Here is a 14,939-nt window from a genome sequence, read left to right as displayed (position 1 = left end):
CCATCAGGCAAGCGGATATCATGGCGTTACCAGCACAAAGACCCCTTGTTTGGGCGGGTCGATCCGGTAGTACCGCCTGATGGCCGCTATGCGGGCTCCGTCCAACTCCTCACCCCGGCCGAGCAGTAACAGTCCGGTGCCGCTGACCACATCCCGTGCCAGGCGCATGCCGTCGTGGAGATTGATCGGCTGCAACTCCAGCTCTTTCAGGTCTTCGCGCCAGTCCAGATGGATGTAGGTTTCCTTGGCGGCAGCCCGAAAGAGTCCCAGCAACTGGGGGTCGAGCGTTCTGCCGTGTTCAAGCTCCAGCCGCGCCATGGCCCTGCCGAACCCCAGCTCGGAATTGTCCAGGCGCATCTGCCGGTCGATCAGGTCGGCGTAGGCGATGATCCTGGCTCCCAACGGTATCGCCTCCTTCTGAAGGCCATCGGGAAACCCGCTGCCGTCCCAATATTCATGGTGATGTCGAATCAGCAGTCCGGCGGGCCGCAACTGCTCGATGGCATCGATGGCGGCTTGCCCGCGCACCGGGTGCAGTTGGTATGCCTCCCGCTCTGCCGATGCCATCTCTTCCGGTTCTTTGGCCATGATGTCGTCGGGGATGCCCAACTCGCCAATATCGTGCAGGAGCGCCGCAATTCCGATGAGCTCGACCTCTTCAGCCGGTAGTTGCAGGGCTATGGCCGCGCTGCGGGCCATCCGGCACACGTTTTTTCCATGGGGGCGAAATCGCTGGTCACGCAGATTGAGCAGCTCCGAAAAGGCGGTTATGACACCTTCGAAGGCATTCTTAAGGCGTCCGTTGGCCTCGTTGAGCTCTTCGTTTTTCTTGCGGATCTCAGTGGTCTGGGCCAGGATACGCTGTTTCAGGTTGGCGTTCCACTCCTCCAACTCCTTGTTCTGTCGCGCAACCAGATCGTTGAGGCGGCGATTCTCCCGCAGGATGTTATAGCGGTCGACGCCCTCGCGAATGATGCGGAGCAATTCCTCGTCGTTCCACGGCTTGGCCAGGTAGCGCCAGGCGCCGCCGCGGTTGATGGCATCCACGGCCGCAGTGATGTCGGCATAGCCGGTCAGGATGATGCGCAAGGCATCCGGTGCGATTTCGCGGGCCTTCTCCAGGAACAGGGCTCCGGTCATACCGGGCATGCGCTGGTCCGAGACCAGAAGTGCCACATTCGCGAGCCCTTCCAGAAGCTTGAGCCCCTCCTCGCCGGAGGTGGCCGTGACGATATCCAGCTCTTCCTCCTCCATGAGCAGACGCTGAAGGGCCCGCAAAATATTCTCCTCGTCATCGACCAGGAGGATGGTGACCCGTGTGTCCAGATTCTGGGATAATTCGCTCATTTTGCATCTCCTGGAGAGTGTGCGTCGTTCAAGATTGCCATGAATACCGCCACAACATCCGGATCAAGCACCGATCCGGACATCGCCATGAATTCACGCAGCGCATCTTCCGACAGCAAGGCCCTACGATAGGGGCGGTCGACCGTCAGGGCGTCATAGACGTCGGCCGCAGCCACGATGCGGGCTTCAAGCGGGATGTCCGTTCCCGCAAGTCCGGCCGGATAACCGTGGCCGTCAAAATGCTCGTGGTGGTACAGGATCACGTTGAGCGTCATGGACGACACGCCCGCCTGCCGGGCGACCTCGGCGCCCCAGGCCGGGTGCTGGCGGACGATGTCCATCTGCTCGCGCTCCAAACCGCCGGGGTGGTTGAGGATGGCCCCCGGCACGCCGATCTTGCCGCAATCGTGCAGTATGGCGCCATGGGCGAGGTCGGTGAGTTCCTGCCCCTGCAAACCGAGTCGGTGTCCCAGCGCGACCGACGACTCGACCACGCGGTCGCAATGTCCGCGGGTGTAACGATCCTTCAATTCGATGGCCTGGGCCAAGGTGCGGAAGATCCTCTCATCGCCGCTGCGCAACGAGACCAGCAGTTCATAGCGCAGGGCCGCTTCATCCACCAACTCGACCAACTGGCGGTTATCCCACGGTTTGACCACAAACCGGTAGGCCTCGCAACGGTTAATGGCATCCAGGGCCGTTGCCAGATCGGCAAAGCCGGTCATCATGATCCGTACCGAGTCCGGCGCCAGCCGGCGGACTTTGTCGAGAAAATCGATACCGCTCTCACCCGGCGGCATACGGTTGTCCGACACGACCACGGCGCACTCCCGTTCCTTGAGAATGGCAAGTCCTTCCCGGGGGTCGGCCGCAAAGAGGACGGTGTGCGCCGAATCGTAAAACAGGCGCCTCAGGGCCTTGAGGATGCCGGGGTCGTCGTCCACGAACAATACCGTGGCCATCAGGGGGCCTCCAGAAGCGTGATGACCAGCGCATCCTGCTCATCCACCCGGATCCGCGACCCGATTACCCGAACCGTGCCAGAGGTCAGCGTTATCTGCCGTTCAACCCGAGTGGTCTTGTTCAACTCATCATAGATAGTGGCCAATTCGGCCGGCAAAACGCTTCTGGCATCGGCGCCGATCAGTTCCTTGCGGGAGACGGCCAGCATACGGGCGCCGATGACATTGCACTGCACGATCATGCCGTTTCCGTCACTGCCGATAAACCCCAGCGGCAGCGCATCCAGAATATTCTGAATCCCGGTCAGGAGATGATTTTGGAGCATCACCTCCCGGACCCGCTCCCCCACCAGCGCATGCAGATGTTTGTTGATGATCTCAAGCTCCCTGTTGGCCTCTGCCAGCTCACGCACCAAGCAGCGGTTCTTTTCGCGCAACTCGTAACGGTCCAGGGCCTCGCGTACCACCCGGAACAGGTCGTCGTCATTCCACGGTTTGGCGATGAACTTGTAAATCTGTCCCTCGTTGATGGCCGACACGATCGCGCCCGTGTCGGCATAGCCGGAGAGGATGACGCGTTCCGTCTCCGGCCAGCGGCGACATACCTCGGCGAGGAATTCGACGCCGTTCATGCCCGGCATGCGGTAGTCGGACACCACCAGCTTGAAATTGCCATTGCGCTCCAGCAGTTTCAGGGCTTCAGCCCCGGAACCGGCAGTATGGATATCGTAGCCCTCGTCGATGAAGAGCCGCTCCAACGAATGGAGGACGTTGTGCTCGTCATCGACAAAAAGGATGCGGGTCTCCTCGTTCTTCATCGGACCTCTCCATCGAGCGGCAACCGTACGGTAAAGGTGGTGCCCTTGCCCACCTGGCTCTCCACCGCGATGTCGCCGCCATGCTTCTTGACGATGTCCAGGCTAATGGCCAGGCCGAGGCCGGTTCCCTTGCCCACCTCCTTGGTGGTGAAAAACGGCTCGAAGATTTTCTGCATGGTTTCCTGCGGAATCCCCTGGCCCGTGTCGGCAATGACAATCTTCGCCCACGAGCCGTCACAGCTGGTGGTGACCGTGATGGTGCCCTTCTGCTCAATGGCATGGGCGGCGTTCACCATCAGGTTCATCACCACCTGGCCTATCTGCTGGGGATGGCAGACGACCGGCGGAATCTCCCCCAGTTGCATATCCAGATCCGCCACATATTTGATCTCGTTGCGCACCACATTGGCGGTCACCCGGACACATTCATTCAGATCGCTGGGGACGGCCTTGTTGCTGTCGGCGCGGGAGAAGCTCTTCAGGTCCTGGACGATTTTTCGGACCCGGTCGGCCCCCTCCATGGATTCGCTTATCAGATTACGGAAGTCCTTCATCACATAGTCGATCTTGGCCTGCCTCTTCAACTCTTCCAGATTCGACCTCGTGGCAGCGTCCACGTGTCGCTCGATGGTTTCCGACATGGCGTCCATGAAGGCGGCCAGCTTTTCGGCGTACTTTTTGAGAGTATTCAGGTTGCTGGTAATGTACCCCACCGGGTTGTTGATCTCATGGGCCACCCCGGCCGCCAACTGGCCGATGGACGCCATTTTTTCCTGCTGGATCACCCGCGCCTGGGCCTCCTTCAGTTCGGAAAGGGCCAGGGTCAGCTCCTCGCTTTTGAGCGCCAGCTCATTCTTGGTGCGCACGCTGGAGCTGATATCCGAAACGAACATGGTGGCGCCGACGATCTCACCCGAGGGGAGTACGACCGGGCTGACCGAGATTTCATAATAGATGTCATGTCCCAGAAGCCGGCGCGTATGACGAAAACTGTTACCGGCAAGGGCGCGGTCCAGATCGCTGCGGATTTCTTCACGGACGGAAGTCTCGAAATAGTCCAGGCAGATATGCCCCTCCTTGATCTCGGCGCCGAAAATCTCGCGCATCGATTGGGCATGGGCAGGATTGAAGAGGGTATAGCGGTACTGGCAGTCCACACTGAAGACGATGATTTCAGACGGACTTTTGATGATCGCCTCGATCAGTGCGTGATGCTGGCGCGCCGTTTCCTCGGCCAGCTTCCGTGCGGTTATGTCGGTGGAGATGGCGCAGACCGCCGTAATCTCGCCGGATTCGTTCTGAATGGGGAACTTGACCGTCAGGTAGGTGTGTGCCCCATCCCCATGGCGAATAGTCTCCTCCACCATGATCGAGCTGCAATGGGTTATTACGGCGCGCTCGTCGGCGGCCTGGAGTTCGGCCAAATCACGGGGAAACAGGTCGTGGCCGGTCTTGCCGATCAGGTCGTCGCGGGATATCCCCAACAGTTCCGCAAAGTAGCTGTTGCAGGTTATCAGGCGTCCCGCAAGGTCCTTCATGTACACCAGCGCCGGCACATTGTCGATGATCGACTGGAGCATCTCCCGGCTCTGTTTCAGGGCGGTTTCGATGCGCTTCCGCGTAGTGATGTCCCTAATGATATAGAGAAACACATGCGCATCGCCGACCCTCTCTTTACTGCAACTTACCTCTGCCGGGAAGAGGCTGCCGTCCTTGCAGACATGGAGCGACTCGTGCAACGGATTGCACACTGAAGCCTCGAAAATGGCTCCGATATCGGAATTACGATTGTCAGGCGCCAGCAAATCCCGGAGAGAGAGCGAGAGCATCTCATCCCGCGAATAGCCGTACCGAGCGATGGCGGCCTGGTTCACCTCGAAGATCGCACCCTGTTCATCGGCAAAAAACATGATGTCCCGGGTGTTTTCGTACAGCATGCTGAAGCGTTGCAGTATCTCGCTGTGCCGTTGGGTGGCGGTATTGTCGTACAGGGTTACGATGACGCCGGAAAATACTCCGCCCGCGTTCGTCATCCTTTTGAACTTGATCTGGAAAAAGCGCCGCCCGGTACCGGTTTCGAACCATGTCTGGAAACCGGAAACCGTATCCTGGGTCCCCAGAAAGAGGTTCAATTCATCGTTGAACCACGGAAATTGGATATCCCCGGTGCCGTCCTCGTTGAACATCCGCTCGGCACGACTGTCGAACCTGATCAACTGCGTACCGGCCTGGTTGATGCGGACAATGCGCAACTCCCGGTCCACAAAAAAGATCGGATCCGGCAGGTTTTCGAAGAGGGTGAGAAATTCATTCCTCTCGTTGTTGGCATGGCATGCTTCGCCTATGGCCGATGCAACATCCGTACTCTTCATGACACGACCTCACCCTCGGAAACGGTAGGATTGACCAGCGGCAGCACGATGGTAAACGTTGTCCCCCTGCCGGCTTCGCTCGCGACGCTGATGTCGCCGCCATGTTTTTTGACAATGTCATAGCTGATGGAAAGCCCCAATCCGGTTCCCTTACCGACCTCCTTGGTGGTGAAAAAAGGTTCGAAGATGCGCTTTATGTGCTCCGGCGCAATCCCCGTGCCGGTATCGGAGATGACGATCCTGATCGCGTCCCCCGCCAGGGATGTCCGGACGGTGATCTCGCCATGCCCCTCTATGGCGTGGGCGGCGTTGACCAGGATGTTCATGAACACCTGGTTCAACTGCTGCGGGTAGCAGTTGATCATGGGCAGGTCGCCGTAATCGCGGACAACATCGGCCACGTACTTGATCTCGCTGCGGAGCATATTGAGCGTGCTGTCCAGGCATTCATTGATGTCCGCCGGCTTGTACTCGACCTCGTCAAGCCGCGAGAAGCTCTTCAGATCCTGAACGATCCGCCGCACCCGGTCCGCACCCTCGCGGGACTCATCCAGCAGGCTGCCCACGTCCCCCAGGATGAAATCGATCTTCATGGATTTCCGCAGGTCGGCGATGACCGCCAGCGAGGCTTCATCGCCGCAGGACCTGACCGTGTCCAGGACCGCGGCTTCAAATGCCCCCAGCTTGTCCAGATACTTTCGCAGCGTGGAAAGATTGCTGGAGATAAAGCCCATCGGGTTGTTGATCTCATGAGCCACCCCGGCCGCCAACTGGCCGATGGAAGCCATTTTTTCCTGCTGGAAGACCTGCATCTGCGTCTCCTTCAGATCAGCGTACGCCTTCTCCAGCTCTTGGGACATCTTCAGCGACCTGGTGACATCGTGAAGACTGACCACGATACCCCTCATCTCGTCGGCTCCCTGCTTTTTCAGCGGAAACGACAGCAGTTCGAAGTGACGCTGCCCCCCTTTGTACACCAGGTGCCCGCTCATCCCGTCATAGTTGCTCATGTCCATGCCAATCTCGTTGAGCAGGTCAATACAGTCTTCACCGATGATCCGATTGTAGTCGCGGGCGGCCAGGTCGCACACCGGCCGGTTGCACCGCCGTATCCTGCCCCAGGAGTCGCACATCAGCACCAGATCCGACACACAGTCCATGGTGTCCTCCCATTCCTGCTTGGCCAGATCTATCTGCACAAAAAGTTCCGAGAGCTGAGTATGCTTCTGTTGTAGTTCCGCCCGGCTCTTGGCCAACTCCTGCTCATACTGCTTGCGCTGGGTGATGTCCTCCTTGACCGCCAGATAGTGGGTGATATGCCCAGCCTCATCCTTGATGGGGGAAATGGATGCCAGTTCCCAATACAATTCACCGTTCTTTTTCTTGTTGAGCAGTTCCCCATGCCAGGTCCTACCTGACGATACGGTTTTCCAGAGCGTTTCGTACACCTCGGGGGGCATTTCGCCGGACTTGAGTATCCGCGGGTTGCGGCCGATCGCCTCAGCGATATCGTAGCCGGTCAGTTCGCAGAACTTCTTGTTCACGTAATCAATGTCCCCCAGGGGATTGGTAATCACGATCGAGCAGGGATTTTCCTCGATTGCCCATGAAAGCTTGCGCTGTTCTTCTTCGGCCAGCTTGCGGTCCGTGATGTCGAGAACCGTTTCTATTGTGGCGATGATCTCGCCGCTGGAGTTCATCACCGGAGCGGCATCAAAAAAGAGATAGCGGCGTTTATTGCCGATATTTTCATACCACCCCTCGGACTGTAGCCCCTGGTTGACATGGAGCGAATCGCGAAACCTGTCGTAAAATTCCGCGACCCAGGAGATTTCTCCCGAAAGGATCAAATCTGCCAGGACCGGACGTTCATGGTCGTAGAATGGCTCCCACTGGCGGTTTGTCCCGATCATCTCGGAGGCCGGCAAGCCGCTGAGGGTCTCCATGGCGCTGTTCCAGACGATGATCCGATGTTGCGCATTCAAGACAAAAAGCGGCACCGCAGCCTTCCCAACCAAGTTCTCGGCAAACTCCTTTTGCTCCTGGAGTCGGTTCTGCAACTGCTTGAGTGGCGTGATGTCCGTGAAATTGCCACGGGTTCCCAACAGCACGTCTTGCGTGTTGTACACCTGGTGGCACAGATGGGTAACCCAACGTTCCTCGCCGTTTTTAGCGATGATCTTCAACTCTATCTGGCGTTGTTTGCCGCTTTCCTCATCATATTCGTGGATATGCCGATGCCAGAGATCGAGGTAGTCCGGGTGGATGATTTGCTCCACCAGGCCGCGCCGGTTATGAAACTCCCCTTCGCTGTAGCCGGTCAACTCCAGGCAGTTGGGCGATATGTACTGGATCTGATTGTCGGGATCAAGCCAGAAAGCGACTTCGGCGGTAAACTCGGCAACGATGCGGTAGGTCTCATGGGAGATGCGCAGCACCTCCTGCTGATCGTCCACATTGGCGATCAACTCGTTGAAAGCATGGGCAAGGCTCCCCAGTTCGCCGTTCAACGTCTCGGGCAGCAGACGCTCCTCTCCCCGCTTGTCGGACATGGCCCCGATATGGTTGACGACCATCTGCAACGGTCTGGTTATGCGCCCCATGACCAGCCAGACCAAAACAACGGAACAGAGTGCGATGAAGACAAAAGCCGATATCACGGTGCCCTGTGTCGCCCGTATGGGAGTGTATATTTCATTGTCCGAGACATGGGATGCCAGGATCCAGTCGGCCTGTTGGAGCTTCCGGAAGGATGAAATACCGGCGCCCCCGTGGGAATTGACATTATCCATGGAGCCTTCGAAACCGTCATGGAGGACCCGGTCAATGCCGACATTCATGCCTGGTCGTATGGTTTCCATAATCCGGCCCGGGTTGTTATGCACGACCATTGTGCGTTCTTTGCTGAAAATATAAAAATAGCCGGTCCCCTTGACAGTGGTTTTGACGACCGACTGCAGGAAAGACCCCTTGAGCAGGTTGTGCCGGCCGATCAGCACCCCCAGCAGTGTACCGTCCCGAGACTTGATCGGCGCGGTGAAAGCGATGGAGGGATCGTGCGTTCCGATGCTCTGGCGATAGGGGGTGGAGACGAGTGGCTGGCCGGTCTCAACGGTTCGCCTGATGAAATCGCGGGAGGAGAGATCGACGCCGCGACGGTCAGGGATAAAAGGGCTCTCGGCCAACAAACGGAAATCGGGTGAAACAGCCACAAAACCGCCGTCAAAGAACTCCCGGAGATTATCTTCATGGTCGAGAATCTGCTGGAGTTTGTCGGGGCTGCCCATGTCGGCAGGAGAGAGCGCGGCAGCCATGCGCCCGAGCTGGCGCAGGGCCAGTTTGAGCCGATCGTCAACCTGGGCGGCAATCTCCGCCAGTTCGGCATTCTGGTGATCCGCAATGGCCAGCTTGAGTTGGGAATGAATGAGAAATATGGTCAACAACAAGGAGGAAGAAAACACCGCCACGGTCAACCCAAGGAAATATACGGTAATTTTGACCCGTAGCGACCATCTTGTCGAGAGGAGTGTCCGCATAACACCTCAACCAAAGGATCAATTGTGGAATATAGTGTATCCCAGAATGGCGATTAGTCAAATGCGGCGGGGTGAGCAAAGCGCTTTACGAGAGACCAGACGATTACTATAAAAAACCCCAGTGTTTGTATGGTTACATTACTGCAACATCCAGTCCATCGCTTAACCTAGATGACCTCCAAGGAGCGGTTTTTAACAAAGATGTATCATGGCAGGAAATAACTGGTTCTACTCTTGTATACATATTGTCTGGGAGTTGAAAGGTCTATCCCTGTAACGTATACAGGAAAAGGCCTGACAGGTTTGTATATTTCAATACTCTCAGGGGACAGTGCAGCCTTCATAAACGCAGCGAAAGCCTTTCGTAAACTCCCCCTGAATTGAGACATTCCCAAAGTAGAGCTTTCTGGCATTATTAAGACCAGGAGGTTCAAATGAAAGGATCACGATTTACCGGAACCCAGATCATTTCGATTCTCAGAGAAACTGAAGCCGGAATGCTTGTTAAGGATGTCTGCCGTAAGCATGGCATCGGCGACGCGACCTACTACAATTGGAAATCAAAGTATGGCGGTATGTCTGCTTCCGATCTCAAGCGGATGAAGGAGATGGAAGCTGAACTGAGCCGTCTCAAGCGCATGTATGCTGACATGGCCCTTGAGAATCACGCTTTGAAAGATCTGATCGAAAAAAGGCTCTGGGCCGCCCGAGAAGCGAGATGCAGCAATCTATCTCGTCGCTGAACACAGGCTGTCCGTGCAGCGTAGTTACCGTTGTATCGGACTCTCTCGTGCGGCTTACTACCGAGTTCCGGTTTCCGCCTCTGAAGCGGATCAGGACGTCATCAAGGCTCTTAATGCCCCCGTTGGACGCCACCCTCGCTGGGGCTTCTGGGAATGTTTCAAAGCCTTGCGGCGGCTTGGCCAGCTATGGAATCATAAGCGGGTGTACCGCGTTTATTGCACCCTTCGGCTTAACCAGAAGCGCAGGACCAAGAAGAGGCTGCCGCAGCGCATCAAACAGCCCCTGCTCGTGCCACAGCAACCGAACCAGACATGGTCGGCAGACTTTGTGAGCGATGCACTCTATGCCGGAAGGCGGTTCAGAACTTTCAACGTCAGTGATGATTTCAACCATGAATGCCTGGCCGTGGAAATCGATACATCTCTTACCGGCACAAGACTGGTCCGTGTGTTTGGACGGCTACGCCCTGAGCGGGGCCTTCCCAATGTCCTGCGAGCGGACAATGGCCCTGAGTTCCTAAGCGGCGACTTTGTTGCCTGGGCTGAAACGAACGGGATGGCTATTCAGTACATTCAGCCAGGAGAACCGAACCAGAACGCCTATATCGAGCGATTCAACCGCACGTATCGAGAAGAACTGCTTTCAATGTATCTCTTCAACAATCTCAGCGAGGTACGGGAAGCGACCTACTGGTGGCGGAACGATTACAATGAGCTGCGGGGGGCAATAAAGGGTCAGGCACCAATTACTCTTTCAATCAGGCGATGGAAGCGGTCGCCCACGCTCCTGCCGGCTCCTCCGTCCCTTCACGTATCCCTTCTACCCCACGAAAATACCCCCTCTAAGGGTCAGCTCTACATTCTACATACTTTCAACCTACCCGTTAACACCGCCGATCTCTGTGCACTTTTTCTTGCCCTTCTACACCCCGCAAACTCAATTTTGAACGCAAAATCAAAGTGTTAATAAAATTAACATAAAACTTTCACCCACCCTCAACCTTCTATTTTCCCATAAAAAAAAGGCCCCAAAACCTGCTTGGGAGCCTTTCATTGTATCATTTTGATGCAGAAAAAATTGTATCAGTGAGGTCACTTGCTTACAAAAAAACGGAACTGTGACCAAAACAAAGGTACTGTTTGTCTTCCCCCTTTGTCAAAGGGGGGAACCGGCGCCAAGCTGTTCTTTGGGATATCGTCGTCCTGGGGCACTATATCCCGTCAACCGTGGCAAACCGCACCCCGGCTTCCGCCATCTCCTCCAGGGCCCGGGCCGAGTCCCCCGGTTGCAGTTCAACCCCGGCCACGCAATCCGTCAATAGCGTCACCGTGAGGCCCGCCCGTACGGCATCCAGGGCCGACGAGCGCACGCAGTAGTCGGTGGCCAGGCCGCCGATATAGAGATGGCCCACTCCCAGAGCGGCAAGGCACGCCCCCAGAGTCGCCCCGTCTTCGCGGGTCCCTTCGAAGGCCGAGTAGCTGTCGCTGTCGGGTGCGGTCCCCTTGGAGATAACCGTCGTGCCCGGCGGCAGGCTCAGAGCGGGGTGAAAATCAGCCCCCGTGCTCCCCTGCACGCAGTGGGGCGGCCACATCCCGCCGTACTCCTTGAAATGCCTCGTCACGGCGGGATGCCAGTCGCGGCTGGCAAATACCGGCAGCCCGGCCTCCCTGAACCGTTCCGCAGCCCGGCTGAGCGGCACCGCCACCCGGTCGCCGTCCGGCACGCCGAGCGCCCCGCCGGGGCAGAAATCGTTCTGCACATCCACGATTAACAGCGCACTGCCACGTTCCATGGCTATGCCCCCTTTTTGCAGACTTCGCTGATCAGCCGGCAGCGCAACTCATTCAGGCGGGGAGACACCGAGACCTTGTAGCGGTGGGGGTTGATGAAACGCTGGCACCCTTGGGGGAGCAGGGCCAGTTCGCGCCGACACCGGGCGGTCATGGCACCGAGCGGCTCCACGGCAACCGTGCGGCGCCCCTCTTCCATGACCACCTGCCGCAAATCGGACAGCTGGGCACCTTCGGGAAGGATCTTGTGCTGCAGCGGGTTGGTCGGGTCATAGACCGTTTCGCCCGGCTGCAGGTCATCCTCTGCCAGGCAGATCACGTCCTGAATGAAAGCACCATCCGGGCCGGTTGCCCGCAGGAGGCGTTTCTTCCCCGGCAGGGTTGCCTTGGCCATGTCGCTGGTCACCTTCAGCTTGGGGTGCCCATCAACCCGGACCAGCTTGTAGACCCCGCCCAGGGAAACGCCGCCCGCCCCGGAGCAGGTTGCCAGCTTGGTGCCCACCCCGTAGACATCTATCCGCCCGCCCTCGTTGCGTATGGACTCGATCACATACTCGTCAAGCTCGTTGGATGCCACGATGAGCGCATCCGGAAAGCCGGCTTCGTCCAGCATCCTCCTCGCTTCGCGGGACAGGTAGGCCAGATCGCCGGAATCGATGCGGATGCCCCGCAGCTCATGGCCCTGCTCCCGCAATTCCCGCGCCACGATGATGGCGTTGGGCATGCCGCTTCCCAGGGTATCGTAGGTGTCGACCAACAGGATGGTGGCGTCGGGGAAGACCTTGGCATAGGCGCGAAAAGCGGTGAGTTCGTCGGGGAAGGCCTGAATCCAGCTATGGGCATGGGTCCCCCGCACCGGCAGGCCGAAAGCCATGCCGGCCAGGACATTGCTCGTGCTGCCGGCTCCCCCCACACAGGCGGCCCGGGACGCGGAAAGCCCGCCGTCAGGCCCCTGGGCGCGCCGCAGGCCGAACTCGATCACCTCGGCCCCACCGGAGACACGGCAGATGCGCGCCGCCTTGGTCGCCACCAGAGTCTGAAAGCTGATGATGGTAAGGAGCGCCGTTTCCACAAGCTGTGCCTCTGCCAGAGTTCCCTCCACCGTCAGAATCGGTTCGTTGGCGAAGACCAGCGTCCCCTCCGGCGGCGCGGTCACCCGGCCGCGAAAGCGGAAGCCACGCAGGAAATCGATAAAGCGGGGGGAGAACAGGCCGAGTCCCGCCAGATAGGCCAGTTCCTCTTCTGAAAAACGCAAACCTTCCAGAAACTCCAGGGCCGGCTCCAGACCGGCAAAAACGGCATAGCCCCCCTCAAAGGGGTTGGTGCGGAAAAAGAGGTCGAATACGGCCTGTTTTTCCGCCATCCCCTCATCCAGATAGCCGGCCAGCATGGTCAGTTCGTACAGATCGGTCAAAAGAGGTGAATAGCGCATGATGCTTCTCCTGGGATACAGCAGTAATAATCGCCGGTACCCGTGTACCACGGGCTCGTGCACCGGGCCTTCCGGTGAAGTATACCATGGCGTCGCCGGCAACCGGCAACCATAACGCAAAAGGGAGATGCGGAAAGAATCCCGCAACCCCCTTTGGCCGTTTCGTGCAAACCTACAAGCTTTTCATTCCCGCGTCAAGAGCACCCGAGCATGCCCGGGACGCTTTCCGGGTGGCAAGCGATGGCTGATTTACGTCACTTTGAACTGGCTGACCATGCGTTGCAACTCCTCCGACATGGCCGACAGACTCTTGGCTGCTTCTGCCGTTTCACCCGCGCCTCGCGAGGTTCTTTGCACAACGGTGGTTATTTGCATCATATTGCTGCTGATCTCGCCGGTCGTAGCGGTCTGTTCTTCGGCGGCGGTGGCTATCTGGTTCGCCTGCTGGGTGACGGCGTTGATCTGCTCCAGAATATCCCCAAGCGCCTTCCCCGAACGGCCGGCCTCCTCTGTTCCCCGTTCAACCTCGCTGTTGCCCTCTTCCATGGCTGAGACAGCGCTTTTGGTCTCGCTTTGAATGGACTTGATCATGTCCGAAATCTCTTTGGTTGCGCGCGTCGTCCGTTCGGCAAGCGCCCGGACTTCATCGGCGACAACGGCAAAACCGCGTCCCTGCTCGCCGGCACGGGCCGCTTCGATGGCGGCGTTCAAGGCCAGAAGATTCGTCTGATCGGCAATATCTTCGATGGTCCCGACGATAGCGCCGATCTGGTCTGAGCGTGCGCCCAGGGACTCGACGGTCTTTGCCGCACTCTTGACGCGCTCCGCTATCGAGCCCATAACGGCGACCGTCGCCTGCACCACGCCGGAGCCTTCCACTGCGGCATCGTTGGCGCGCTGGGCGCTTTCGGCCGCCATATGGCAGTTATGGGCGATGTCGTTGGAGGTCGCGGCCATCTCCTCGCCGGCTGTCGCAACGGTGCTGGCCTGGGCGACGACCTCCTCGGAGCCTTCAGCCATCAGGTGCGCCGTACTCATGAGTTGCGTTGACGCCGAAGCGACCTTGCTGGCATCGGTGATGAGTTGGAGCATGATGTTCTGGAACCTGCCGACGAAGTCGTTAAAATGGGAGCACAGCTGCCCCAGTTCATCCCTGCTCTCATACGCGACGCGGCAGGTCAGATCCCCGTCGGCAATATGGGTAATGGAGCCCACGATCTCGCCCAAAGGCCCTCTGATGCTGCGGGTGATAGCCAAAGCGGTCAGGATGCTCAGGATAAGTGCCACCACTCCAAGGCCATACATCACCTCCATGGCCGTTTTGCCCGCATCTTTGGCGCTCGCCACCCGCAGGTTGACCCGGTTTTCGTAAAAATCCAGCAAGGCGTCGCCGGCCTGGGTCATCCGCCCGATTGCCGCTTCTCCCTCACTGTTCATCAGGGATTTGAACAGGGCGGCATCACCGGCCAGGGCCGCATCAGTGAGTTTTTTATGAACCGCATCCCCAGCAACAGCGACATTTTTAAGTTTTTCAATAAGCTTTTTACCTTCAGGCGTCTTGGTGTTTTTTTCGACAAAGGCAATATTGTCGCGATATGTTTTCCGATATTCCTCGATGCGGGCGGTCAATTTTTCCCGGTCCGTGGGGGTGTCGGCCAGGATCAGCCCCTTGATGGATTCGTCGATGTTTTTGAGGCTCATCTGCGCTTTTGCGACCCTGGCGCTCAGGTCGCTGACGCGATTGACGTTTTCAAGCTGGTCGCCACTCGTGTAGAGACCGTTGACCGCCGTGGCGATCACGATGACCAGCAAGAGCGAAACGATAGAAAATCCCGCCAGCAGGCGGGCTCCGATGGTCAGATTTTTCATTACTACCTCCTGGAATATGACTTCAGCGCCAATAACAATGCAATTTTTTTCTGCTTACCGGCATGACAC

8 protein-coding genes and 1 pseudogene are annotated in these 14,939 nt (G+C 58.0%); 1 reads left to right on the top strand and 8 read right to left on the bottom strand.

The window, feature by feature from the left end; genetic code table 11:
• Positions 1-18 precede the first annotated feature (18 nt).
• Genes nosR through F6V25_RS05945 form a run of 5 tightly spaced genes read right to left on the bottom strand, consistent with a single transcriptional unit; the run spans position 19 to position 9,035 of the window.
• The gene (gene nosR / locus F6V25_RS05965; RefSeq protein ID WP_151127708.1) at positions 19-1,347 is read right to left on the bottom strand and encodes a response regulator c-di-GMP phosphodiesterase, NosR family; all 1,329 of its coding nucleotides are present in this window, start codon (positions 1,345-1,347) and stop codon (positions 19-21) included.
• Positions 1,344-2,309 carry an HD-GYP domain-containing protein gene (locus F6V25_RS05960; protein ID WP_246166981.1) on the bottom strand — a complete coding sequence of 322 codons (966 nt, stop codon included), beginning with the start codon at positions 2,307-2,309 and terminating at the stop codon, positions 1,344-1,346. The genes nosR and F6V25_RS05960 overlap by 4 nt, the downstream gene beginning before the upstream one ends.
• The gene (locus tag F6V25_RS05955) at positions 2,309-3,127 is read right to left on the bottom strand and encodes a response regulator (protein ID WP_151127706.1); all 819 of its coding nucleotides are present in this window, start codon (positions 3,125-3,127) and stop codon (positions 2,309-2,311) included. Before F6V25_RS05955 ends, F6V25_RS05960 begins: the two co-directional genes overlap by 1 nt.
• Positions 3,124-5,499 (bottom strand): PAS domain S-box protein, encoded by a 2,376-nt coding sequence (locus F6V25_RS05950; RefSeq protein WP_151127705.1) that lies wholly within the window; start codon positions 5,497-5,499, stop codon positions 3,124-3,126. Before F6V25_RS05950 ends, F6V25_RS05955 begins: the two co-directional genes overlap by 4 nt.
• Positions 5,496-9,035: a PAS domain S-box protein gene (locus F6V25_RS05945; protein ID WP_151127704.1), complete on the bottom strand. Its 3,540-nt coding sequence runs from the start codon at positions 9,033-9,035 to the stop codon at positions 5,496-5,498. Before F6V25_RS05945 ends, F6V25_RS05950 begins: the two co-directional genes overlap by 4 nt.
• Before the next feature lie 434 nt (positions 9,036-9,469).
• Between F6V25_RS05945 and F6V25_RS05940 the strand changes: the two are divergent.
• Positions 9,470-10,499, top strand: a pseudogene (locus F6V25_RS05940) (IS3 family transposase); the annotation flags it as partial.
• A gap of 490 nt (positions 10,500-10,989) precedes the next feature.
• Here the strand turns inward: F6V25_RS05940 and F6V25_RS05935 are convergent.
• The 3 genes from F6V25_RS05935 to F6V25_RS05925 form a co-directional block, all read right to left on the bottom strand.
• The gene (locus F6V25_RS05935) at positions 10,990-11,571 is read right to left on the bottom strand and encodes a nicotinamidase (protein WP_151127703.1); all 582 of its coding nucleotides are present in this window, start codon (positions 11,569-11,571) and stop codon (positions 10,990-10,992) included.
• A 2-nt stretch (positions 11,572-11,573) separates the two neighbouring features.
• Positions 11,574-13,001, bottom strand: a complete 1,428-nt coding sequence (locus F6V25_RS05930; RefSeq protein ID WP_151127702.1) for a nicotinate phosphoribosyltransferase — start codon at positions 12,999-13,001, stop codon at positions 11,574-11,576.
• A 249-nt stretch (positions 13,002-13,250) separates the two neighbouring features.
• Complete coding sequence (locus tag F6V25_RS05925) at positions 13,251-14,870, bottom strand: methyl-accepting chemotaxis protein (protein WP_151127701.1); 1,620 nt, start codon at positions 14,868-14,870, stop codon at positions 13,251-13,253.
• Positions 14,871-14,939 lie beyond the last annotated feature (69 nt).

It is taken from the genome of Oryzomonas japonica, from assembly GCF_008802365.1.
GTDB classification, from domain to species: domain Bacteria; phylum Desulfobacterota; class Desulfuromonadia; order Geobacterales; family Pseudopelobacteraceae; genus Oryzomonas; species Oryzomonas japonica.
The sequence above is the reverse complement of the archived record's forward strand: the minus strand, read 5'-3'. Positions and strand labels throughout refer to the sequence as shown.